Here is a 25027-nt window from a genome sequence, read left to right on the forward strand (position 1 = left end):
CACTTCCCGTTAGGAAAGCGCCGTAACATGTCCGCTTACTGAATGCGCTGAAGCTGCTCGTAGTAAACGGACATCTGGTGCAAGCTGACGATGACGAGCGGAATGACCAGATAGCCGAAAATGAGGGCCATCATTGGCGCAAATCCGATCCATTTTCCCCAGCCTGCCTTTTGCTCGATCAATTGCTCGTACTCCTGTTTGCGCTGCTCCTGCGCGAAAGCCTGTTCCGATTCCAGATCGTCGAACGCCTCCCGAATCGGCAAACTTTGCGCCGCCAGTTCCAGCTTTTCGACCGTGCGGACGAACGGCACAAACGGCGCATCCTCTTTCAGCTGCGTCAGCGCCTGATCCGCGCCCTGTTCGAAATGGAGCAAGCACGTTTGCAGCGGTTCCTTGAACACGCGGGCAAACTGCTCCATCCAGATGAGCAGATGCTCGACCGACATCCGGTCCAGATCCGCCAGCATGGCGATGACGGCATGCAGTTGGTCCACTTCATGCTTCATCTCCATCTGCCGCATGCGCCGCTGGAACAACCGAACGCCGACCGGCATGGCGTAGCCGCCCCATCCCGCGAGAGCGGCGAGGAGCGCTTCCCACCACTTCACATACTGATTGTCCAGCTTCGTGAGCTTGCCCAAAATGCGCCGAGCCGCGGCGCGAAGCTGATCGTCCTTGTTTGTTGCTGACGATTCGCTGCGGAGCAGGGCCATCACCGTTTCTTCGGTGCGGTGCTTCACCCCCCTTACGCGATCGATGATGCGGCGATCGAGCGCCGCCGCCTCGCGCGCCTTGGCTTCTTCCTCAGGGGAAAGCTGGCCGAACAGGATGCCCGGCTTTACCGGCGCATACAGAATCTGATGCCGGCTTGCGGCATGAAGCGCCATAAACATCCCGAGCACAGCCAGAAAAGCCATGCCCCCCGCCACGATGCGCTGCACATAGAGCCATTCCAGCCGAAGCGGCGATGCAGTGTCTTTCAGCAGCTTGACCATGCGGTCAGCTTCCCGGGAACCGGGGGCGGGACCGAAACGGTGCACAAGCCAGCGCATCCACGGCCATTCGTAAACCCGTTTCTCCCATCTTGTTCGGCCGGTTGGTTTTGGACTCGCGTCCAGCTCCTGAATGTACCGCAGCAGGACGTAGGACAGCCATACGACCGCCATCAGGCCAATTTTCACGATCCAGCCGGTCGTGCTCGCATAAAAGGCTTCCATGGCCGGAAAGTAATGGCTGGCCCAAGCTTCGATCGGCCGGGTAAACACCAGCGGCAACAACGCGATGGCGGTCAGACCTTGCAATAGGAAACTGAGGCGCTCGCGGCGCAGCAGTTCCAGATTCAGTTCGGTCGCAAGCTTCCCAAGCGCCTTCAAGTACACGGAACCGGCCATCGTTCGTTTGTCGCCGTATTCCTTCACCAGATGCGACAGCCCGGCCAAGCCCTGCAAGTAGCGGTTCGGCGCGCGCTCGATATACTGCGCCAGCCGCTGCTCGGCGTTGCTTGCCGTGAGCACTTCGTATATTTCGTGTCCGTGAAGCGCCATCTCATACGGCGCGCCGTCCGCCGCTTCATAAATGGCTTCTTCCACCATGCCGTGACGATGATAATGATGACGCACATCCGAAAAAAAATGCCGGAGTTGCCGAAGCAGTCGCGTCTCCAGCCGATGGACCAGGTTGTCCGAAAAGATTCCGTGACCAACCCAGAAGCCGATGCCCATCATGCCGAGCGCGGCCGGGTCGCGCACGCCGAGCGCCAGCGGAACAGCCGCCGCGAGCAGGACGCCCCATATGAGGAGCGCCGTCTTCATCGTCTCCAGCCGCAGCTTCCATTCGTCGCCAAGCTGGAGAATGGTCATTCGTTTGCGAAGTTGAAGCAAATAAGCGCGCAGGACCGGTACGCGTTCGCATAGGCGATATAGCTGCTGCAACACGCTGTGCAGCGCTTGCTTCTTGCGGGCTTTGCCCGGTTTGCGCAGCGCTTCATACTGCCGAACGGCCTCCGCGTCCGAACCATGACGGGATACCCATTGAAACGCCGCCACCATCGCGAGGAACAATACCGTCGCGGCGCCCAGCAACAGGGACAGCCATTCAAGCTTCATCGCGATCCCCCCAGTGAACCGCCAAAAACGCCTCGAACGCCGCCTGGTCCGGCCCGGCGAGGCATGCGGCGATTTCCTTGCGGCTTCGCTCGGACAACGGATGAACGGCGACATAGCGTCCGTCGCGGTATTCGATGACGTTCCGCGCGACATAAAGCGGGCGGTCCGTCGAGCGGCGGAAATATTCCAGCATCGTCTCCATGAACGCCGTCATTTTCTCCTCGGTCGTCGTTTTGAGGCGGAACGTCTCCGGATAGGCCGTCTCCTGCTCCACCGGAACGCATTCGGTAATCCGTTCGATGTAGCGATGTCCGTCCGCGTCCCGCCTGAGGTGAATGTCGAAGTTGATGACGCTGACGACCTGCTGCTCGGCCACTTTTTCGTTCGTAAACACCCCTGTCTTCAGCAGCGAGTTGCGGAGCGAATAGACGAGATCGCGGAACGTTTTGGCGTGATGCGTAAACAAGGTGAACAGCGAAGCGACCTGCGCCATCTGCACCATCCAGGCCGCAACCGGGTCGGTCGCCACTTCTCCCAAAATATTGACCGAACCGTCCGTTTTTTTCTGGATGTCCAAACCGTCCTGCCCGGAGATCGTTTCCGTTTCCCGCAAGCTTAAAATGTTGCGTTCCCGGTATATTTTCCGAAGCTGAAGCTCAAAGCTCATTTCCTGCACCCGGATCGGCAAGATGGCCGGAATGTAGCGCACCATCGCCATCAAGAGCGTCGTTTTGCCGCTGCCCTGCGCGCCGGTGATGGCCGTGATGCGCTCGCCCATGACGAGATATCGGATCAGCCCAATGGGAAGCTCGGCGTTGTCGTCCTGAATCAATTGTTCGAGCGCGGCGTTTTGCACATCGAATTTGCGCACAAAAAAAGCCCACGATTCGCTGAACCGGGGGCGCAGCACGACGACGCGGGAGCCATCGGCCATTTCGTTCATCTTAAAGCCGTTCGCCTCGGACAATTGGCCGGGGAAGTTATGTTTGTACACGTTCTGGCACACGCGCCTCAGTTCTTGCTCCGAGCCGAAGGATAGGAAGCTCAAATGAATGGATTTCCCTTTATAAAACAGCCACACGCTGTCATGCGACCTTGGCACCTCGCGCAGCAGCGCTTCTTCCTCCAGGCTCCACTCGCCTTCCCACATCGAGGGCGGGATGCCGGAGACGCCGCCCGATACGCCGTCGATTTTCATGTCGCGGATTTCATCGATGACGCTAAACCCTTTGTACTGCTGATAGATCCGTTGCACAACGATCTGCGTTTTGTCCTCGGCAGACAACTTGCGCGCTTCCTCCTTGTATATATCGCGGATTTCGTCGGCGGTAATCCGGTACGACTCGGTCTCTTCGTCATCCAAGCTCCGTTTGGGGCGGTCCAGCTCGTATTTGCGGATCAGTTCGTCCAGCGCTCTCAATCGATGCTGTTTCTTAAACAGATAGAGCAGGATGTCAAACTGATCTTGCGATGTGAGCGCCTGTTGGTCTTCAAACGGCAGGAGGCGATTCAGGTTATTGTCGTCCAGATGGTAGCGCTGCTCAAGCAAATCGGCGATGACCTGCTTCACATACGCCTTGTCCCGCAAATCTCCGGACGTGCAGCCCCGCAGCGCTTTTTTCAGTTCCGCGCGCTTGTTTTTGCGGCGGCGGTATTCTTCTTCCGACAAGCCGAAGTCGATCAGGCTGCTGCTTGTCATCTCGTGCAGCGCCTCTTTCACGAACACGGTCATCGCTTCCAGCGTATAGACCGGTTTTTCGTCCGGCTGCTCCGGTAAGCGGCGGCTCATGCGCAAATAGAGCAGAACGCCGATTGCGATCAGTATGCCCACGATAAGCAAAGCGTTCAGCACGAACATCATCGGCGATCGTCCTCCCTCCCGCCGAAAAGAGGCTTGTTTTGTCCGGCGTTGTTGATGAGCGCCTGCGCCAATGTCCGCACTTGCTGCATAAACAGTGAGTTTTCATGACCGCGCGGCACCTGTCGGTTGCGAAATAAAAAACGGACGGCTTCTCCTTGTTGGGTCGCATCCAGCCAGCCCGTATTATGGACAATCGGGTACGCAGGCTCCCGCCGATGGAACTGGCGCTTGATATTCTTAACGGTCAAAGCGGAGCGAGGATCGTATTTTCCGAATACAAGCAAATGCTTCCGGTTGGACTGAAGCTGCGCCTCCATTAGCGGAAAGACCTGCTCCAGCTTGAGCGCGTTTTGCGGCAGACAGACGACCAGCAAATCCGCCTGACGCAGCAGCGCCGCAGTCCACGCCGACACATTGCCGCTTCCGCCGTCCAGCAATACCAGATCGTAAGCGCGCCTTGTCAGTTCCAAGAGAGGCGCAAGCCATTCCTGTGCGGCGGAAACAAACGATGCATCCGGCTTGTTCGATCCCGGAAGGATGTCGAGTCGGTCGGCTAGCAGCGGCAGCGTGTAATCCCGCAGCCTGTTCGGTTCCAGTTTGCGGTTCTGCAAGAGCCTGAGCAGCGCGTCGATACCCGCGTCAGGCGGAGCGTCCGCTTTGCTCATCCAGGTCCGTCTCGGGTAGAAGCTGCGTTCGATGGCCGCGTATTCGCTTTGCAAATGCCCAAGCAGCAAAAGGCGCGAGGAGTATTCCAATCCGAGCAGCGCCGCGGCGGCAATCAGGTTGCTCGTCGTACCGGCCTGTCCCGGTACCGGACTCCAAAACACCACGGTAAAACCCATTGCTTCATCTCCTTTCGTGCAACATTACCGAATTTACGCGCGCCTTCGGGATCGCGCCCATGCCCGCCGGGCCGTTTTGGCATCGCAATCAATCAACTGTTGCAGCATATCCAGCACGTTCCGGCGATACGCCCCGGACAGCCGCCTGATGTCGATGCGGCCATGATGCTGGTTGTCCAGTTCGACCGACATATCCCGTTCGTCCAGCGGAAAGCGGAACACGGTGTCCTCCCAGCGGACAAACTGCTGCGGTAGCAGCGAATCGATATACGACTCGGGTATGGCGATCGGCAAGGTAGGGGTGATCAGTTTGTAAAACGAAAGCGGCTGGCCTTCCGCTTCGTGAAGGCACAGCCGCTGCATCAGCTCGGCGTTTTTATGCATGTTGAGACGACTCCAATTGCTGCACCATACCCGCTTGTCGTAGCCCGGCAGCTCTCGTCCTTTCACAAATTCGGTGTGATCGGTATCAAGCAGCATGACATCGTATGCTGTTTCGCCACCGGCTTGAAGCAGGCAACGCTCCAGTTGCGCTGGCGTGATGAACCCGGTCGCCACATCGATGCCTTCAAACTCCCGCAGCGAATAGCCGAAATCCGCTCGCGGCAAATAGCCTTGCATGGACTGGGCAAGGGTGGAATCCACGATCAGCACCTTTCGCTCCATCGTCGTGAGCAGCTTGCCCAGCACAAGGAGCAGGTGGCTTTTGTCCGGCGCGCCGAAAAATACGACCTTTTTCATGACGGCCTCCTTCACTGATTAAAAATTTGCTCCAATTTATCCACTTTTGCAGGCTCTCCAGGCGACGAAGCTGGCGCCGGATCTGTTGAAACAGTTGATGTAGGCTCCTCTGGCGTTTCCGGTCGATTCTCACTCATCGTTGTCGGAACGGAAGAGGTGGGCAGCGGCTGCGCAGCTGGCGATTCGTGATCGACCGTAGCCGTTGCGCCTGCCGGTGGCGGCGATGGGGTCGCCTCATGCATGGTATTGCCTTGCTGCGTGACAATCCGTTCGTTTTGCAATTGCTGCTGCACCGTTACGCTTCCGCTCGTTACGCGCAGTTTGTCCGACTCGCTCATCGCCTTCAGATTGTCATCCAGTGTCGTTCGCAGTTGGCGGGCAAGCTCGGTTGTCGCTTTTTCGAGCAGGTTCGGATCATGATCCATCAAGTCGAGCACCTTCGAATTGGCGGGATAATTGACTACTGCCGATTCCTGCAAGCCCGGCTCGATGTAGGGCAGGGCATACAGCCGCGCGCCTTGCAAGTAGGCATCGATGATCGCGCTTGAAGTCCGTAATAGATCCAGCTCGTTCATTTCCAGCCAGATGACATTGCCGGACAACTCCCGCGCCTTCTTCTTCGCCAGCAGGACAAAATCCTCGCCAGTCGGGAAGTTGATTCGCACGTCGATGTACTGTCCCTTTTGCAGATTGGAGGGAAGCTGAATGACTTGAAACTCCTGCACCCGCAAATCCTTCGGGATTGGCGCGCCCTCATACAGCATGGATGGTATCAGCGGCGTTCCGGGCTGCAATTCGATTTTGGCGCTTTTGCCGATGGCCGCGTTCTGATCAGTAATCATCCCTTGCGGCACCAGATTCGCAGGCATCAGGATAGACTTGAGGTCTTCCGCCTTCACGGCGCCGCCGGCCGGAACGGTGTGCGCCACAGTCCAAACGCTTCTGCGCGATTGTTCCTCTATCGTTTTCAGTTCTTCGATTTGCCTTTCATAATGTTCCTTCATCTGCTGCTGTTTCTGCTCTTGCTCTGATTGCTTAATCAGAGAATAAATGGCCGCAGCAGCCAGTAAACAAACGCTTACGGCAATCGCCGCGATGATAAGCGCCTTGCGGTGCCGATACGTCCACGACATCGCTCACGTCTCCTTTCAAACCAAAATTGAAGTGCTGTCGATTGACTTTACCGGGCTTCGTCACGTTGCTTCGGTTTTTGCTGAGTTCCAATCTGATGCTGCTCCAATTTTTCTTGCGCCCATGCAGGCATATGCTCCGGTTTTATCAGACCCATAAAATCCTCTCGATTCCAGCGAGCCTCTTCACCGGTATATAGATTTAACACGTAGACGGCGCGACCTCGGGAATTGGCAGAGGTGCCAAAACCGCTTAGCGCCAGCACAAGCTGGTTAACAGCGGTGCGGTATTCAGGTCGCAACCGTTCCGGCCGGATGACAACAACCTGGTGGTCAATGCACACGTCTTCGCGAATCGGCTGGCATTGGACTTGGGTAAGGGGAGATAGGGGCACTTTGACACTGGCCCTTTCTTCTTTGAGATCCTCCAGCTCCCATTGCACGCGGGAAACAAAGTCATGCACGGCCTCAAGATAATCCGCGCCGGCTGCAAACGCGTAAAATTGCTCGACACCCAACGAATTGTTTCGGGTGCAGGTACAAACCATGTACGGACGTTCGGCATTGGTTTCGTCTATGCCAAGCAGCACTTCCACCTTCCCGATGGAGATGGCCTGAACGACTTCATAGTTGTCCACCATTCGCTTCATTTCTTCCATTGTCCGTCCTCATTTCCTGGAAAATTGCGGTCATTCTTCGTTCCCCGGCTTCGCTTTGATTGGCCGACTTCACGTGATTTCTTGTTTCGCGTGTGCGGCTCCTCGGTCTCATCCTCCAAAACTTCAAAGCGGTTGAAACCCGGCTTCTCTTGCATCAGGCGCTCATACTGACGACGCCTCCCTTTCGTGAAATACATCATGAATCGCCTCCCCAGAAATGGGCATAAAAAAGCTCTCCGTCTTAGGGGAGAGTGCTGCCGGACAGGATCGTTATGTTTCAGAAACAGGTTAACGTTCCTGCTCCCGTTGCCGTTTTTTATACCAGCTTTCCAACAGTTGTACGATCAGGTCTTCCTTTTGCTTTTCGGTAAAGTCCCTTGGGAAGAAACGGTCGATCCGCTCGCGCCGAATGGTCATCTTTTCTTTCTGGTTCGGTTTCTCCTCCGTAAGAATCGAAAAGATGACATCCACGTTAAGCCGCCCGTCCTGGCTCAGTTTTTTCATTCGCTGCGCCTGCGCCAGCGAAGGCGTGCAGTCTTCGGACTGCATCGTTTCGTACAGGGCTTGCTGTTCTTCTTCGGACAAGTATGAAAGTTCTACGGCCGGATTGAAGGCGATTCGTTTATCGTCCACCATTTCGAGAATGGAGGGGGTCAGTTCGGTAAGGCGGATATAGCGCTGGATTTGATTACGGCTTTCGCCTGCCTGATCTGCCAAAATTTCAACTGAATATTTTCCTCGTAAATCCTGCCCAACTTGGGTAGAATTTTCTTTACTCGGTCTGCCCGCCTGTCTCTTCATCGCCTCCAACTTCATCTTATAGGCGAATGCTTTCTCGCTTGGCGCAATATTTTCCCGTTGCAGGTTGCTGTCCACCATGATGATCGTCGCCTGATCGTCGTCCAGTTCGCGGACGATGCAGGGCATCGTTTCTCTGCCTGCCAATTCGCTCGCTTTTTTGCGCCGATGCCCGGCTACCATTTCGTAGCCGCCATCTGCCTTCGGACGTACCAGGCCGGGAACAAGAACGCCGTATTGCTTCACGCTGTCCGCCATTTCCAGCATCGCTTCATCCGCTTTCACCTTGAACGGATGACCGGGAAAATCGCTGATTTCAGATAAAGGGATGTCCAACACTTTTTCGCGCTTTTCATCGGCGCGGCTCTCCTCGGTGGAGAATAAATCAGCGACTGTGGTCAGTTTGATGCTGGCGCGCATGTCGTCTTTCGCTGCCAATGCTCTGCACCTCCTTCGTAAAGGCGGCATACGCCTTTGCCGTTTGACCATTGGGGTCATGAGCATAAATGCTTTTTCCCTTGGCGCTCGTTTCCGCCGCGCGAATGGATAAGGGAATTTCGGTGTTGAACACGCGCAGCTTGTCGCCGTAGTCGCGCCGAAGAATAAAGGAAATGTCTTTGGCGAATTTCGTCCGGCTGTCTACCATCGTAAGCAGCACGCCATCCAAAACCAATTTCGGATTGATCTGCCTCCGAACACGGGCAATGGTCTGCAACAGTTGTGTCATTCCTTTGGCCGGCAAATAATGCGCCTGTACGGGAATAATGACGCTGTCCGCTGCCGCCAGCGCATTGATGGTCAACATGCCAAGACTCGGCATGCAATCGATCAGCACGTAATCGTAATCGGCCTTAACAGAGTCGATGTACGAACGCAAAATCGTTTCTCTACTCATCGTATTGACGAGCGATACTTCAACAGCGGACAGTTCAATATTGCCTGGCATCAGGTCAACGCCTTCATGGTGATGCAATATACCTTCCCGCGCTTTATAGGATTCTTCCAGCATCGTTTTCGCCAGCATTGTGGCCAAAGATACCGGCAGATTATCCGGTTCGTGGAACCCTAACGAATCCGTCAGGTTGCCTTGCGCGTCCGCATCGACCAGCAGAACCTTTTTCCCATCGGCAGCCAAACCGATTCCCAGATTGACCGCCGTTGTGGTTTTGCCCACGCCGCCTTTCTGATTGGCGAGGGCGATCACCTTGGTCATCTTACACTTCTCCTTTCACGCAAAAAGCCGGTTTGCGCTGATATTTCAGGGCAACCGGCTTTTTGAATAGTATCTATATGAAAAGAGAACGTCTTCCGTAGTAGAAGACGTTCACTTGGCTATTTCTCAATTAAAACAGTATGCATTTAATAATTCGCGAAACTACGACTATTTTAATTATCTACCCTCAATCGGATTGTATTCAGTGCTCTATATCTGTTTAAAGCTTCAATTTCGCTGTAGACATCTAACGAACCGCTCATATCCTCGATAGTAACAACAAGAGCGTAGGGAACATCTTCATTTTTCGCCTCCCAACGCGAAAATAATTCAAGCCAGACCTGCCAATCGCCAGCATTAAATCTGGAGAAGGGTTTACTGAACTGATGACAAACATCCCATTTTTGTCGTCCTTCTTTGAAATCTTGTTGAACATGTTTCAATGTCACTCCGTCCACATGACTTTTCTTTAATGATGCCCGTATATAAGCCCCTAAATATTCTGTTCCCTTTGTTCTATCCACCGATGGCCTAGACACACATGTTACAGAAACCTTTGCAACATTACGTCCAACCTGGGCTGCCAAAATTGGCGGCATATATATTGTTACTCTTTCCATAGTGGTTCTGTTCAAAGTGCCTGTCCGAACAAAAGTCACTTTTGACGGAGAGGAATATTTACTGTCATCTACATTGGAAATTCCCCTACCATATAAATTATGCGCAAAAGCTAATTCCTCTTCTTCCATCCCATCTACATCCCATAAAGCAACTGCATTATGATAAAGCAACGCTTTGGATAATAGCGTATCTCGATCCGGAATCGTATTTAGTATTTCTGCGAAATCACCTGCTACAATGGGAGCAGAAAAGCTAGTGCCCGCATCAGCTATTAGCATTCCGTTTTTTGTCATAACCATTGAAAATGGATCATTAGGTACAGATGCGTCACTACCATCCAAAATAATCGTTCCTGCATATGCACTTAAATCCGGTTTAGAGAATCCTTGAAAACCTGGTCCGCGTCGACTATAAGGTGCAATTTGGTTTCTCTGAGAAAGACTATTTTGGTGGTCCGCGCCGACGATTGATCCAACCACTACCGAAAGCATCGAATCTGCCGGTGCGGATATTCTTGAATCATCATCATCCAAAACATCTTCAAGGCCAAATTCCGTTTGCCAAAGCTTATGATTACCTGCCGATACAAAAAACTGTACGCCTGTTCTTGATTGTAAAGCGTCTAGTTCATAACCAATAATACTCATTTCATCCCCTTCGATAGGAGAGGAAGCGTTGGCAGATAAATTATAGATTTTCACAATATCCGAATGTGCATTTACCGCTGCCTGTATGCGCTGAATAAAGATATTTACTGGCACATTACCGTCAAGTATGTTGCAGTCAAGAATTCTAGTACGAGGGGTGATTATAGATGATGATAGCTGCTGATTAATATATTTAAAGGCCACTCGGCTTGCTACCTTAGTTCCATGATCGCTATCTCCTCCACTAGAGTTTGGAGCAACCCAATTCTTTATGATTAACGATGATAATGACTCAGGGAACATTACACCGGAGTCCAAGACAGCAACAATCGGAAGCTCTTCTAAATTAACGCTAGGATCAAGCTCAAGTTCCCCCAAATCAACCGGGGCCTCTTGAGTAGTCTCTACATTAAAAAAATCTGTTTTCTCGATTCTATAAATTGCAGAATCGTTCTCGAACCGAGTCAATGTATTTGACGGGATAATGGCACGGACAACTGGCGTGTTATCCGATAAATAATATGGTGATTCCTGCACATGTCCTCGCGTTTCATTAATTTTTTCAATTAGCTGCGTCAGAGCAGAATGATACAAATGATTCTCTAAATTTGGTATCAGCATAAGTTGAATATCTAAGGTAACAGGTACCTGTGCAGAAGCGGTTAATTTTCGCAATTCACTTGAATTCTTTTCGGAACCAATGTATGGTTTGAAATCTTCAATAAAATCGAAATAAGTTCTTCCACTGCCATTACGTGTATAAGCGTCAACCCGATTTCTTAACGTTTGGAACTGACTGCTTGTTGATGTCACGATAGCACTCCGTACATTTTTAACAGCTCTTACCTTCATACCATTAGAATCAAATAAACTCTGCTTATCTTGAATCTTCTCCCCATGAGGCAACTCGATATTAAATACAAGCAAATCCGAATCTGCTAAAGAATTGTCTGGAGCCGCTGCTTCCAATGTTTGCTTTATTACCTGCAAGCTGTGACTCAGTTTTGAACCATGCTCTGAAAAGGAAACATTCCTTTTTGTTGGCATCGCTCTTAGGGTTTTATTAACTCGTTGAACTTCCTCATCTGGAATCCAAAAATGACTTTTCTGCTCGTCACTCATCGCTCTTTTCCTCCTTATTGAACCGATAACTCAAAGTAGATTTAGAAATCCCCGTTATTTCTTCAAGTGTACGCATCGAAATGCCACTTCTATTTAACTTATATAGGGCACGGGTATAAGCATCGCTGTCTTCGCTAACCAAAAGAGAGGACTGCTTAACCCATACATTCGCAATATCTTCTTTTGTGACAATTTTAGTTTTGTGTTGCATAATGCAGTATTTGGCTAGAGCCTGTAAAAAGGTGCCAACTTGAGCTCCGCTCATTCCTTCTGTTAAAGTTGTAAGGATCTTAATGTCCATTTCGTAAAGTTCAAGTGTCTCATTAATAAATTTAGTGATAATGCTTTCACGTTGCTGTGCATTCGGTAGTTCTAATAAAATTGATGTATCAAATCTTCTCCAGATTGCTGGATCAAGAAGATGATGATGATTGGTTGCCGCAACTAAAAATACGTTAACAGGCATTGAGTCCAAATTTTGAAGCAGTGTTGTCACTACCCTTTTTAATTCGCCTAATTCGTGCGCATCATCCCTTTTTTTGGCTATGGCATCGAACTCATCAAGAAACAACACAATTCGTTTGTTTTTAACAAACTCAAAAATTTTTCTTATATTGGTTCCCGTCTGACCAAGATACGACGAGACAAGACCATCTAGCCTTACATAGGCTATTGGAATATCAATTTCTCCTGCAATTGCATTAGCCGTTAATGTCTTGCCGCAACCGGGAGGTCCACAAAGTAATATCCGATTCGTTGGAGAAACACCCTTAGTTAACAAATCCTCCGCTTGCTTTTGCTCCTCAATAATTTGAAGCAAAGCTTCTTTCGTTTTCTCTGGCAATGCTACATCAGACAATTTGACTTTGGGCTGCAATACTTCAATCAATTCTAAAGCGCTATCCTTATCTTTAGGAGTGGGTAATGCGCTTTGCAAAGAAAACGACATTTCAGACAGTGGACTCGAGTTAAACGAGACATTGTTTTTTTTATCGTAAGAGTAGGCGCTCATAAGAGCATTAGATAATGAAGAATTTCCTTTTCGTTCTTCATCACTTGCCAAATTCTCAAGAGCTTTCTTAAAAGCATCCTCATTTCCTGAACAATGCGCCTCAATTAATTTAATTATTAAACCCGACTTCATTTGTTCCCCTCAATTCATAGCTAATTATGTAATACATTATAATTCACAACCGCGCTTAAGTCAAAATGAATATTGGACACGATTGGACAAACGAAAACGAAATCAAGTTAAATCGCATGTAATATCAGTGTTTGAATTCATTAAATTAAAAATTAAATTGGACATTATTGAACTTTCTTAGTATATAAAAAGAGAACGCCTTCGAAGTTGAAGGAACGTTCTCTTGGGTATTCCACGATTAAACAATCCGCCGTTAAAAAGTTCGCGAAACTATTCTCCTGCGTTAAACATGTCTACACACCCGACGTCCAAATCCAGGTCCAAAACGACGGAAACCTCAATTTTATCTTTGAGCAGCTTATTTTTGAAGTCGTTGCCGTCCGCCGTGAACGTCATAAAACGCGCAAAGTGTTGAAAATAAAGGATTTCTACGTATCGATTCGTTGCATTCCTATTACGCACTCCACATGACTTGAGTGTCGGTCACTGTATTTTAAGCCGTAAGAAGAGCGGTGGGGGTGAACTTGTAATGAATGTTCACCGAGCCATCCGCTTGCACTTCAATCTTTTCAACAAACCGATGAATCATTTCTGGAGTCAGGTTGTCCAACTTCATAAACTGTTTGAGTTCTTTCTTTAAATTAACGACTCTTTCTTCTGCACTTTTCAAACCTTGTAGTGTCTGTACATATTGAAGCTGCTCCTGAAGGCTAGATAGTTCAGCATTGATGCCTTCGGTTGTTTCTTTGTACTCAACTTCTGTAATCGTACCACTTGCCAACAACCTGATTAAGCCTGTTTTCTGTTCTTTCAGCTTATCAATTCGCCTTTGCAATGTCTGGCTTTGCTTCTCAGCCTGTTTTCTTGCTTGTAAGGCTTTTCCCTCTATTCTTGCCATTACTTCATTCTCATTGAGCGTTTTAACCATGGTGCGAATATCGGTAAGGATAACCGCCATCAGTTCTTTTTCCTTAACACTATGCTGACTGCAAGCGTGTTTACCATGTTTGTAGTAATTTCCACAAACATAACCCTTACGATAGTGAACATACCACAAAGCCTTACCGCAATCGGCACAATACAGGTAGTTGGTGAATAGATGCTTCTTAGCCTTGGGCTTTGCTTGCTGCTTCTTTCTTCCCTCCATGTACTGTTGTACCGCTTCAAAATCTTCCCTTGAAATAATAGGTGGATGAGCATTCTTACAAACAACATGCTTGTCCTTAGGAATTTCGATTCGCACTTTACTGGTTACACTTCTTGTTGTTTGTCTACCTTGTACTAAATCCCCAACATAATGGGGATTGCTTAGAATTTTCTTAACAGAAGTACCCTGCCAATAAATCCCTGCATTTTTCTTCCCTGCTACTTGTGCTGGAGTTGGATACCCTTCACGAGTTAGGGAGCGGGCAATAGCATCAAAGCCTTTACCCTCCAAATACATACGAAAAATGCGTTTAACAACATTAGGAGTGTCATCATCGGCAAGAATGAGCCTTTTGTTTTCTAACCTGTATCCGTAAGGGGGGATTGAACCCTTAAATTCGCCGCTCCTTGCTTTGCTTCCAAGAACCGACTTAATACGATCTGAGATTCGTTGACTCTCCTGTTCATAAATCCAAGCAAATAACCCAAACTGGTGAATGTTTCCATCGAGTGTATTGATTGCATTATCTAATGTAACAATGTGAATGTGATTTTGTTCTGCAATACTCTTAATTTGATAGGATAACCCACCATTACGAGCAAGACGAGATAATTCTTTTGCAAGTATAATATCAAACTTCCGTTGTTTGGCATCCTCAATCAATCGTTGCAAATTAATCCGTTTCGCAGTCGTACCGCTCTCAACGTCAACATAGAGTTGGTAGACATCCCATCCTTTATCCTCAATGAATTGGTAAAACAGGCTTTTTTGATTTTCTAGCGATGTTTTTTGTTCCTCTTTGTCCGTAGAAACTCTAATGTAAACTGCACATCTCATAGTTAAGCAACTCCTTTACTATGAGATATATTGGCGTTATCTTCATTATACTGGAAATTAGGCTCACGCTCTACAATTCGGTCAATTGCATCTTCAATAAATGGCATAAACAGTTTTTCAAATGAGTCCTCACCGATAAAAATTCGTTCTACTCTCATATTTTATTCCCCCTTAATGACCTTCTCACCGTCCCTATCGTTGTGGGGGTTTAAAAAATTGCGAAAGCCAACAAAAAAATTGCTGAAACTAATTATCTTGGATATTCAAATTCCTAGTTGCCTTCATAATTTGCGTTATTTTAGTGGTAATCGCTTTGTCTCTTTGTTTTTAAAATGGCACAAAGAATGCAAAAAACACCGCACGAATACCATAAATATCCGGTTCCAAAGTATAACCTATCGCAACTAGCCTGCCATTCGGGGCGATAGGGACGGTGAAGGGATGATCGTTTACATCCCCCCATCTTCTTGTAACACACCAAATAAAACCCAAGATTTTGGGAAATCAAAGGCAGGAGGACAAATATGTTTGATACGGTAAGATTGAAAGCAACTGGTATTATGAACTTCCCTATTGATCGGTTCGAGAATGTAGAACGAAAAGTTTACCTATGCGATTCTAGCGAAACACTTTTGTCGGTATATTTCATTAAAGGGATTAATAAATTGCCATTCATCAAATATCAAGAAAGTGATAATTCCCTGGAAATTGAAGTATCTATCCCGAAATATCTTTATGGGGAAAATGTAACGCTATTAAAGCAGAATGACATTGATGTTTTCTTTACTCAACTCTCAGAACAACTGTATTCACTGTGTAAAGTAAGCATAGATAAAAGCGAGTGGAGAGCAAAACGAATTGATGTCTGCTGGAATTTCCAGGCGGGAAACAAACTGACCGACTATATGAAACAGTTGTCTTTGAAGAAGATTCCTCGAATGAACACAGTGACTTACAATCAAGTAGAGACAGTAATTTTCCAAAATAAAAGTAAGAGAATTCAGTTTTACGACAAAGAAAAGGAGTGCAGAGACAAGAAATGTAGCCCAGAAGTGATCGAAAGAGCGTGGGGGCTTATCCGTATGGAAATCTCCCCACCTGATTATGAAATGAAGGAATACTCTACATGTCGTCAGGCAGAAAAACTATTGACGAAAGAGTTTTTTATGTTTGTGACGAGAAAAATCATCCCGCATCTCGATTTTCAAATTGTTAATGAACATGGAATTACATCGGATTGGATAATGTCCCATTCGATCAATAAAGTTGAAACTCTTATTGGTTTTTGTGAACTAATGCAGATTTATGGAATTGGCGGGATAAGAGGATTTTATAAAGAAAGTACATTGGATAATCGTTTTAAATTGCTAGAGATTTTAGAAGAGACAAAAACATTACCACGCCTAGAAATTGATTATCTAGCCCTGTAGACAATGAGAGGTGTCGAAAATAACAATTCATCTATTTATTTGGATTGGGTTGCTAAATCCTACAATTGCATCGTGTTAACGACCCGGTGGGTGCCGAATAAAATTAAATGGCTGCTGTGGATAGCTGTAACGCTCGTTATTACAGCATTGTATTCCGTAAAAATGGTTGTACGCACATATATTTTGGAGCGGGACTGGTAGCGATTATTCAGTAGCTTTATCCCGCTCCTTTTATTTTAAAAAGGCAAAATAAAAAAAGAACAAATGTTCTGCTGCACTTCCATTATTCTCGTGAGTGTGTTATTATTAAATCATAACTAACTTAGTTTCACGAACGGGTAAAGGAGGAAAATGCATGCGGATTAACAAAGAAAAAGTTAAAGAATTGATGAACAAAAAAGGGATAGCAACTCAAACTGAACTTGCCGAATTACTTGGTATTACAAAAAATCAACTATCCGTAATGCTATCAACTAAATTTAATCCTATCAAAAGCAATGTTCTCAATTTATGTGAGTTATTAGGTGTTACTCCTATGGATTTACTAGAGTCTGAGGAAAATACTGAGGTAGTACATAACTCAAAAAACTTACTGATTGCAGAATCTACGATAGAATATACTGTCCCCAAGACTAAAACAAATTTTACTGTTCTTGAACTTTTTGCAGGTGGTGGCGGTTTGGCTCTTGGACTTGAACAAGCAGGATTAAAAACAACCGCTCTGATTGAAATTGATAAGCAAGCGTGTGAAACATTAAAGCACAATCGTCCTCAATACAATGTAATAAATGAAGATGTTCGGAATATTGACTTTACAAAATTTAATGTAGATGTAGTTACGGGCGGATTTCCTTGCCAAGCATTCAGTTACGCAGGCAAAAAACTTGGCTTTGAAGACACAAGAGGAACTCTTTTCTTTGAGTTTGCAAGAGCGGTTAAGGAAATCAAACCTAAATTATTTATGGCTGAGAATGTAAGAGGAATTATCAACCACGATAAAGGACGTACATTAAAAACGATAATTCAAATCCTTACTGATCTTGGCTATCATGTTGAATACCGTTTAATGAATGCTGTTAACTACGGTGTTCCGCAAAAAAGAGAGCGGGTTGTGATTGTCGGAACCCAAAAGGGGTGCAGATTTAATTATCCTAAGCAACAGAAAAAAATCCTCACCCTTCAAGAAGCACTAAAAGATGTCCCTAAATCTGAGGGGATGCAGTATTCTGCAAGAAGAAAGCAGGTTTTAGAACTTGTACCTCCTGGGGGGTGCTGGAGAGACCTCCCATTAGAAATACAGAAAGACTTTATGGGTAAAAGTTTTTACTCTGGAGGGGGAAGGACAGGAATGGCAAGAAGATTGTCATGGGACGAGCCATGCCTTACCCTGACCACTTCCCCTTCTCAAAAACAAACAGAAAGATGCCATCCAGATGAAGTCAGACCTTTTACAGTGAGAGAATATGCAAGAATTCAAACTTTCCCTGATTGGTGGGAATTTAAAGGCTCTATGAGCGATAAATATAAACAAATTGGAAATGCAGTTCCTGTTAAGCTAGCTTTCCAACTTGGACAAGCTATCGTGAGTTGTTTATCTAGCCATAACAGTACCAATTTAATTGAAAGTGATTATGAAGACAGCGATCAACTAGCATTGAGCATATAAATGTTTAAGGAGCAATTACTATTCTCACTAGTAGTTGCTTTCTTATTTTTTAAACCTAGAATTAATTACATCACTGAGTTCATCTCCTACGTCTTTAAAGATAGCTATTAGATCATCATATGTTGATTGGGAACCACCAACTAAATTCCAAAAGTCTTCTTGCACAAGTAGATCATTGTTGCCATCCATGCACTTCACTTTTCCCCACATTTTTTTGGTATATGGCTGTGGATGAAAAGGATTATATGGTATGGCAAGGAATGTAGAGACATTTGCATCTCTATTAACTGAGTAACGATAGCCAGCCCATCTCAATAACTTTCTTTTATGGTACTCGAACTCCCCTTTATTTGGTTTAACCGTCTTTATATCAATATAATATTCTTCACCGTTCGGTTTTCTTAAAAAAATATCTACAACAGAATCATTTTGAACCTGAACTTGTCGAGCAGGATAAATGCTGTCCCTTATTTTTTGTAACTCTTCGAGTTTATCCGCACTACCATTTGATTTGTCCGACTCCCACATTTCATCTATAAGTTGGGAAGTTCGTAAATCAATGTCCCCTTCGAGTTTATATTGTTTTTCAACATGATAATTAGCTGCCCTAGCTAACATCATTGTTAACTGTTCATAGATTGACATTCCAAAAGTTGTATAAAAAGAATGTACTAATGAAGCAGTTAATACTTTGTCTTCGGAAAAGATGGCTGTAAAAAATGGCTTATGCTCTGATTCTGGTTTATAATTTTCAACTTTCGATATTAGTTTACTCCTGATTAATTCTCGAATTTCTCCCTTTACCTCTTGATTCACAGATACCATCCCTTCTAAACAATAAAGATAGGTAGATTATACCATGGCTACATATATGAAGATAGGCAGTGTATCCCATCAAAGAAAAACAAATAAGGATAAAGTATCGGGATCAAATCCGATACTCCATCCTTACTCATCATCCGCCAATACATCTCATATTACTTTTCGTTTCTAATCAACAGTGAACAGCACTCCACATGTGACGTATGCGGAAACATATCCACCGGCTGCACCGACGCGAGGCGGAAGCCGCCGTCCAGCAGCACCTTGCAATCCTTCGCCAGCGTCGAAGGATTGCAAGAGACGTACACGAGGCGCTGCGGCCGGGCCTGGATGACCGCCTGCAGCAGCTTGCGGTCGCAGCCGGTGCGCGGCGGATCGACGACGATAACGTCAGGGCGGACGCCCTGACGCACCCACTCGGGCAGCAGGCGCTCCGCCTGCCCGACATAGAAGCGGGCGTTGTCCGCGCCGCTTAAAGCTGCATTGCGCCGGGCGTCGAGGGTCGCCTCGGGGATGATTTCGACGCCGCGCACCTCCCGCGCCTGCGGGGCGAGCCACAGGCCGATCGTGCCGGTGCCGCAGTAGGCGTCGACGACGAGCTCTTCGCCGGTCAGCGCCGCGGCGTCACGCACGGCATTGTACAGCTTGACCGTTTGCTCCGGGTTCAGCTGAAAGAATGCGCGGGGCGATAGCGAGAACTGCACTTGTCCGAGGCTTTCGTCCAGCCGTTCCTTGCCCCACAGGATGATCGTTTTCTCGCCGAAAATCAGTGGCGTATCGGCGGAATTGATGTTTTGCGCGATTGTCGTCACCTTCGGCAACCGCTTGCGGATGCGCGAGATCAGCTCCGCGCGATGCGGCAGCTCGCGGGTGGCGGTGATGAAGGTGAGCTGCACCTCGCCGCTGGCCCGCCCGACGCGGGCGACGATCGTGCGCAGGCAGCCTTCGCGCTGCTTTTCCCGGTAAATCGGGATGCGCAGCTCCTCGACGACGGCCCGGGCGGCATCGATCGTCTCGTTGACGCCCGGATGCTGGATGGGGCAGCCGCTGATGTCGACCAGCTTGTGCGAGCCTGGCGAATACAGGCCGGTGACGACCCGGCCTTCGCGCACGCCGACCTGCAGCTGCGCCTTGTTGCGGTACCCCCACGGGTCGTCCATGCCGAGAATCGGCTTCAGCGGCAGGTCGTCAAGACCGGTGTAGCGGCGGAACGCCTCGCGCACGATGTCTTCCTTGGCCCGCAGCTGGGCCGGGTACGCGAGGTGCTGCAGCTGGCAGCCGCCGCACTGCTCGTAGACGGGGCAGGGCGGCTTTTGCCGGTCGGGCGACGTTTTTTCAACATCGACCAGAGCCGCGTGGATGTAACTCGGTTCGATCCGCGTCACCTTCGCTTTCACCACTTCGTCCGGCAGCGCGCCTGGAATGAACACCGCCTTCTTGCGGTAATAGCCGACGCCTTCGCCGTTGATGCCGAGCCGTTTGATCGTGACGACGATGCGGTCGCCGATGCGAATATCTTCTGCTGTTGGCAGCTTGCTTTTAGCCATAATCTTGCTCCGTTCCTTGTTCATTTCCGCATAAAGGTGCGAACGTTCCTTCATATTAATATACCACGGCCCAGCCGGCCGGCAAACCCGCACATCTTTTTGACCCTAACCCGCATATTTTTCCACCTTCCGGGCATCCTAGAAAAAAAGAATTTCGGACCGTGGAGGTGGCTCGCGTATGATTTTGTACCAAATGGCCAAATGGATGGAGGAGCGGGCGCAGCTGAACGACTCGATTTCGCTGGCAGGCGGCGAAGCGGACGAGCTGCTGTCGCAAAGAGCGCGGCTCCAGGAAATGATGCTGTCCCAAGCGAACCAGTGGCTCACGCAGACCGTCTCCGCCCCGATGACAACGGACTACGTGCAGGAGCCGGCGTATCAGGAATTCATATACTAGAAGCAAACCGCGAACGGTCCCGCGAGAGGGGCCGTTTTTTTTGTGTTCGCGCCGCATTCCGTGTAGAATAAGGGGGACTATCAATCGCTGAAAAATGAGGGAATTCCCATGAACGTCGTGCTGTCCACCTTGAACGCCAAATTCATCCATATGTCGCTCGCGCTGCGTTATTTGAAGGCGTTTTGCGAACGCGATTTCCATATCGACATTGTCGAATACACGATCAAAGATCCGGCGATGAACATCGTGTCCGATTTGTATCAGAAGAAACCGGACGTGCTCGGTTTTTCCTGCTACATCTGGAACATCGAAGAGACGATTCAAGTCGTGAAGATGATCAAAAAAATTATGCCCGAGCTGAAAATCGTGCTCGGCGGCCCCGAAGTATCGTACGATACCGACTACTGGATGGGGCGGCTGCCGGAGGTCGATTTTATCGTCATGGGGGAAGGCGAGGAGACGCTGCACCATCTGCTGCAGGAGCTTTCCGGCGCGCGCAAATTCCACTTCGTGTACGGGCTCGCCTACCGCAAAGGGAGCGAGGTCATAATCAACCCGGGGCGGCCGAAGCTGAAGCTGGACGATATTCCGTCGCCTCACCGGTTTCCCGAGGACATCCCGCAGCTGCCGAACCGCGTCGTCTATTTCGAGACGAGCCGGGGCTGCCCGTTCAGCTGCCAATTTTGTCTGTCCTCGATTGAGGTCGGCGTCCGGTATTTTGACATGGAGCGGACGAAAGCGGATTTGCTGTACCTGATCGATTCGGGCGCGAAGCTGATCAAGTTCGTCGACCGCACGTTCAACATCAAACGCGATTACGCGATGGAGATTTTCGAGTTTTTGATTGCCAACCACCGGGGCTGCGTGTTCCAGTTCGAAATTACCGCCGACATCATGCGTCCCGAAGTGCTCGATTATTTGGCCGAAAATGCGCCTCCCGGCATTTTCCGCTTCGAGATCGGCGTCCAATCGACGAACGATTTGACGAACGAGCTCGTCAAGCGCCGGCAAAATTTCGCCAAGCTGACGCGCACCGTCACGAAGGTGAAGGAAAGCGGCAAAATCGACCAGCATCTCGACCTGATCGCCGGCCTGCCGGAGGAGGACTATACGTCGTTCCGCAAAACGTTCAACGACGTGTTCGCCTTAGGACCGGAGGAGCTGCAGCTCGGCTTCCTGAAAATGCTGCGCGGCACCGGGATGCGCCACGACGCGGAAAAATACGGCTATGTGTACATGGACAATGCGCCGTACGAAATTTTGGGCAACGACATTTTGCCGTTCACCGATTTGATCCGCATTAAGCGTGTCGAGGACGTGCTGGAGAAATATTGGAACGCGCACCGAATGGACCGGACGGTATCGTATTTGATCAAGCGCGAATTCCCTTCCGCGTTTGATTTTTTCCAAGAGTTCGGCGATTACTGGGAGGAGCGGGGCTGGCAAAAAATCGGCCACCAGCTCGAGGACCTGTTCACCCGGCTGCACGCCTTCTTGACGGACCGCGGCACGGAACGAATGGATATTGTCGAAGCGCTGATGAAGTTCGATTATTTCCTGAACCACAAATACCGGCCGCGCAAAATATGGTGGGACTTCACGCTGGACAAAAGCGGTCAGGCCGAGCTGCTTCGCCTGCTGGCGGAGCATCCGGAGAAGGTATCCGCGGAATTCGCCAGGCTGCGGCTCGCGGAGAAAGATTTGCATAAGCACGTCATGATCGAGACGATGCCTTTTGACCTGCGGCTGTACCTGGAGACCGGCGAACTGCAAACCGATACGTCGCAGCTGCTGATCGTCTATTTCCCGCCGGATGCACAGGATAAGCCGTCGTGGTTTACGATGGAGCTCCGGCAGGCCAGCTTGATTTGAAAGCATGGAACATGAACAAAAGCCCTTTTTCGACTACCCGAAAAAGGGCTTTTGGCTTTGCGGCCAAGATGTACGGGAACAAAAGGGGCTGTTTCACATTTGACAGGCGGCATATCTCTGTATATACTGTACATATTGATATATACAGTAATAACACCGGGGTGATGTGGATTGTCGACATGGAGAGGATCGTGGCTGCTTTTACGTTACGAATGGAGGATTAACCGGTTAGGCAGCTTGGGTACGTTCTTTATGGCTACGTATATCGCTGTGGTAACCTTTCCGCTTTACGAGGCTGCCGAATTTCCGAATAAACCTTTTTTAACGGGAGTCCTCGATTTTGTAATGCTGTGTGTTGTCCCGTGTTTTGGTTTTTTTATGAACCAACATACGTTTCGCAATATGAAGGAGGATTATACCGCGCGCAAGCTTGCCGCGATGAGAGCTTTGCCGATCACGGTGAAACAGATTGCCGGGGGCAGGCTTCTGTCCGCCATGTTTTTGCTGGTGCCGGTGTGGCTATATTTCTTCGTCCTCATGTACCTGCTGAGCGGCTGGTTCCGGGAGAAGAGCTGGGATCAGCTGCTCAATTATGCGCTGTTTTGGCTCGGATATGCCGTCTTTATGAGCGTTGTGTATTTAATCATGGAGTTCGGGCTAACCGGCCGACATTATTTCTTGCTTTGTTTCGGATGCCTCCCTGTCTTTGTGGTTGTCGTCCTTCTTTACCGGTTGTTCGGGCAATCTCTTGTAGGCGATCTTCTGACTGCCGCTGGCGCCGGCAATTGGTGGCCGACCCTGGGATCGATGTTGGCCGCGGCCGCGTCCGTCGCATGGGGAATTCGGCTGCTTATCCGTATAGTCGCCAGGCGCAGCTTGCTTGGATGATACCGCCGCGACGCGGCATAGATCGAATCGTAAAAGAAGGTGCTTATTATCCGGCTACCCATCCATATAAATGAGAAAAGCGCTGAGCCGCTGTATCATCAAATCGAAGCCCAGCTGAGGGCCTTGATCCTGAGCGGCAGGCTCCAGGAGAACGAGCTGCTGCCGTCCAACCGGGAGCTGGCCAGGCAATTGAACTGCAGCTTGATCACGATACGACGCGTTTACCAGGACCTGGAGACGGAAGGGCTGCTTCGTACAAGGCAAGGTACGGGAACCTTCGTTGCCCCCGTCGATCGGTCTCTCCATCAACAGAAGAAGCTTTCCGGCGTCCAGGAGGCTATCGCATCGGCGATAGCGGCGGCTCTTACCGCCGGATGCAGCCGCGAGGAGATCGAGGAGCTGGTCCGCAAGGAATTAGGCCGCCAAACAGGCGGAGTCACCGGCGAATAAACAATTTCCCGGGAATTTTAAGCATTTTGAAAAAATAACGGAAGAGTGATCCAGATGAACATAACGGCCAGAGACGGCGGACATCCGGCGCAGCATGGCGACGGACAGGCGGATAACGTTCCTGCCTTGCGGATGCGCGGCGTTTTTCAGAAAAAGGAAAGCTTCCAGCTCGGTCCTTTGGACCTGGAAATCCCTTCGGGTTACGTCACCGCGATCGTGGGCCATAACGGATCCGGCAAAAGCACCTTGTTCCGGCTTGCTCTTGACCAGTCGAAGCCGGATGAAGGGGAAATCTTTTTGCTGGGCGAAGCCGTAGGCGGCAGGCCCGACGATGCGAAGCTGAAGCGCAGAATCGGATACGTGGCGGATGAGGACGCCTATCTGGAGCGGTCGATCCGCGGGACGGAAAGGGCGGATTTTGTAAGCCGGTGGTATCCGAATTGGGACCGGAGCGAATTCGAACGTCTGACCGGCGTGCTCGAAGTGGACGCTGCACAGCGGCTGGGCAGGATGTCGAAGGGCGGCAGGCGCAAATACGAGCTCGCGCTGGCTCTCGCTCATCACCCCGAACTTCTCCTGCTCGATGAACCGAGCTCGGGACTCGATCCCTTTTCCTGCAAAAAGATGGTCGAGGAGCTTCACCGATACATGGAGCAGGGAGGACGCACAATCATTATGGCGACGCACATATTGGAGGATGTGCGCCGCCTGGCGGATTATATCGTTTGCATGGCGGACGGCCGCGTCATCGGCATGTACGAGAAGGATGAGCTGCTCGGATCGTGGCACACCTTTTATGCGGAATTGGCAGGAGCCCGTTCGTCGGCCGTCATTGCGTCGGAGGCGGCGGAGATGCCCGGAGTGTACAGCGTCGAGGAGGCCGGAGGCGGGACCTGCCGGATTGTAACCTCCCGCGCTTGGGAAGCCGAGGCATGGTGCAAGGAGCGTGGCTGGACGATTACAGGACGGCGGCCGCTCGAACTGGATGACATCATGGAGGCGTTAATCGAGAAGTCCAGGCGGAAATAACGTTGTCTCCGGCCGGATAGTCTAGAAGTCCGGTGAATAAACAGCGGGGAGGGGCGGAA

22 protein-coding genes are annotated in these 25027 nt (G+C 49.5%); 7 read left to right on the forward strand and 15 right to left on the reverse strand.

Features of this window, described 5'->3' with window-relative positions; translation table 11 throughout:
• Positions 1-35: 35 nt before the first annotated feature.
• From MYS68_RS33605 to MYS68_RS33665, 13 genes are all read right to left on the reverse strand, one after another.
• Complete coding sequence (locus MYS68_RS33605) at positions 36-2105, reverse strand: hypothetical protein (RefSeq protein ID WP_248929905.1); 2070 nt, start codon at positions 2103-2105, stop codon at positions 36-38.
• A complete protein-coding gene (locus MYS68_RS33610) occupies positions 2095-3966 on the reverse strand; it encodes an ATPase, T2SS/T4P/T4SS family (RefSeq protein WP_248929906.1) in 1872 nt (623 codons plus the stop codon). The genes MYS68_RS33605 and MYS68_RS33610 overlap by 11 nt, the downstream gene beginning before the upstream one ends.
• On the reverse strand, positions 3963-4808 hold the full coding sequence (locus MYS68_RS33615) for a CpaE/TadZ family protein (protein WP_248929907.1): 846 nt from the start codon (positions 4806-4808) through the stop codon (positions 3963-3965). The genes MYS68_RS33610 and MYS68_RS33615 overlap by 4 nt, the downstream gene beginning before the upstream one ends.
• 33 nt (positions 4809-4841) lie before the next feature.
• Positions 4842-5549 (reverse strand): hypothetical protein, encoded by a 708-nt coding sequence (locus tag MYS68_RS33620; RefSeq protein ID WP_248929908.1) that lies wholly within the window; start codon positions 5547-5549, stop codon positions 4842-4844.
• 11 nt (positions 5550-5560) lie between these two features.
• Positions 5561-6682, reverse strand: a complete 1122-nt coding sequence (locus tag MYS68_RS33625) for an SAF domain-containing protein (RefSeq protein ID WP_248929909.1) — start codon at positions 6680-6682, stop codon at positions 5561-5563.
• Positions 6683-6729: 47 nt separating this feature from the next.
• A complete protein-coding gene (locus MYS68_RS33630) occupies positions 6730-7338 on the reverse strand; it encodes a hypothetical protein (RefSeq protein WP_248929910.1) in 609 nt (202 codons plus the stop codon).
• Positions 7326-7538 (reverse strand): hypothetical protein, encoded by a 213-nt coding sequence (locus MYS68_RS33635; protein ID WP_248929911.1) that lies wholly within the window; start codon positions 7536-7538, stop codon positions 7326-7328. Before MYS68_RS33635 ends, MYS68_RS33630 begins: the two co-directional genes overlap by 13 nt.
• A gap of 88 nt (positions 7539-7626) precedes the next feature.
• Complete coding sequence (locus MYS68_RS33640) at positions 7627-8574, reverse strand: ParB/RepB/Spo0J family partition protein (protein ID WP_476742045.1); 948 nt, start codon at positions 8572-8574, stop codon at positions 7627-7629.
• Positions 8522-9349, reverse strand: coding sequence for a ParA family protein (locus MYS68_RS33645; protein ID WP_248929912.1), 828 nt, complete (start codon positions 9347-9349; stop codon positions 8522-8524). The genes MYS68_RS33640 and MYS68_RS33645 overlap by 53 nt, the downstream gene beginning before the upstream one ends.
• A gap of 173 nt (positions 9350-9522) precedes the next feature.
• Positions 9523-11739 carry a S8 family peptidase gene (locus tag MYS68_RS33650; RefSeq protein WP_248929913.1) on the reverse strand — a complete coding sequence of 739 codons (2217 nt, stop codon included), beginning with the start codon at positions 11737-11739 and terminating at the stop codon, positions 9523-9525.
• Positions 11732-12883, reverse strand: a complete 1152-nt coding sequence (locus MYS68_RS33655; RefSeq protein ID WP_248929914.1) for an AAA family ATPase — start codon at positions 12881-12883, stop codon at positions 11732-11734. The genes MYS68_RS33650 and MYS68_RS33655 overlap by 8 nt, the downstream gene beginning before the upstream one ends.
• Positions 12884-13376: 493 nt before the next feature.
• Complete coding sequence (locus MYS68_RS33660) at positions 13377-14867, reverse strand: recombinase family protein (protein ID WP_248929915.1); 1491 nt, start codon at positions 14865-14867, stop codon at positions 13377-13379.
• A 2-nt stretch (positions 14868-14869) separates the two neighbouring features.
• Positions 14870-15025 carry a hypothetical protein gene (locus MYS68_RS33665; protein ID WP_248929916.1) on the reverse strand — a complete coding sequence of 52 codons (156 nt, stop codon included), beginning with the start codon at positions 15023-15025 and terminating at the stop codon, positions 14870-14872.
• Positions 15026-15391: 366 nt separating this feature from the next.
• Here MYS68_RS33665 and MYS68_RS33670 point away from each other — a divergent pair, with 366 nt between their 5' ends.
• Both MYS68_RS33670 and MYS68_RS33675 read left to right on the forward strand, forming a co-directional pair.
• Positions 15392-16297, forward strand: a complete 906-nt coding sequence (locus tag MYS68_RS33670; RefSeq protein WP_248929917.1) for a hypothetical protein — start codon at positions 15392-15394, stop codon at positions 16295-16297.
• 355 nt (positions 16298-16652) lie between these two features.
• Entirely contained in the window at positions 16653-17963 is a 1311-nt protein-coding gene (locus MYS68_RS33675) for a DNA cytosine methyltransferase (RefSeq protein WP_248929918.1), read from the forward strand.
• Positions 17964-18005: 42 nt separating this feature from the next.
• Here the strand turns inward: MYS68_RS33675 and MYS68_RS33680 are convergent, their stop codons facing one another.
• Together MYS68_RS33680 and rlmD are read right to left on the reverse strand one after the other, a co-directional pair.
• A complete protein-coding gene (locus MYS68_RS33680; protein ID WP_248929919.1) occupies positions 18006-18779 on the reverse strand; it encodes a TdeIII family type II restriction endonuclease in 774 nt (257 codons plus the stop codon).
• A 161-nt stretch (positions 18780-18940) separates the two neighbouring features.
• Positions 18941-20386 carry a 23S rRNA (uracil(1939)-C(5))-methyltransferase RlmD gene (gene rlmD, locus MYS68_RS33685; protein ID WP_420852180.1) on the reverse strand — a complete coding sequence of 482 codons (1446 nt, stop codon included), beginning with the start codon at positions 20384-20386 and terminating at the stop codon, positions 18941-18943.
• Between the two features lie 124 nt (positions 20387-20510).
• On the opposite strand from rlmD, the gene MYS68_RS33690 reads away from it, so the two are divergent.
• The 5 genes from MYS68_RS33690 to MYS68_RS33710 all read left to right on the forward strand — a co-directional run bounded on the left by MYS68_RS33690 (position 20511) and on the right by MYS68_RS33710 (position 24968).
• On the forward strand, positions 20511-20729 hold the full coding sequence (locus MYS68_RS33690) for a hypothetical protein (RefSeq protein ID WP_248929920.1): 219 nt from the start codon (positions 20511-20513) through the stop codon (positions 20727-20729).
• Between the two features lie 108 nt (positions 20730-20837).
• Entirely contained in the window at positions 20838-22601 is a 1764-nt protein-coding gene (locus MYS68_RS33695) for a B12-binding domain-containing radical SAM protein (protein ID WP_248929921.1), read from the forward strand.
• 171 nt (positions 22602-22772) lie between these two features.
• Positions 22773-23489, forward strand: a complete 717-nt coding sequence (locus tag MYS68_RS33700; RefSeq protein ID WP_248929922.1) for an ABC-2 transporter permease — start codon at positions 22773-22775, stop codon at positions 23487-23489.
• A gap of 48 nt (positions 23490-23537) precedes the next feature.
• A complete protein-coding gene (locus MYS68_RS33705) occupies positions 23538-23939 on the forward strand; it encodes a GntR family transcriptional regulator (RefSeq protein ID WP_248931100.1) in 402 nt (133 codons plus the stop codon).
• A 54-nt stretch (positions 23940-23993) separates the two neighbouring features.
• Positions 23994-24968, forward strand: coding sequence for an ABC transporter ATP-binding protein (locus tag MYS68_RS33710; protein ID WP_248929923.1), 975 nt, complete (start codon positions 23994-23996; stop codon positions 24966-24968).
• Positions 24969-25027 lie beyond the last annotated feature (59 nt).

Source organism: Paenibacillus hamazuiensis, from assembly GCF_023276405.1.
GTDB lineage: Bacteria > Bacillota > Bacilli > Paenibacillales > NBRC-103111 > Paenibacillus_AF > Paenibacillus_AF hamazuiensis.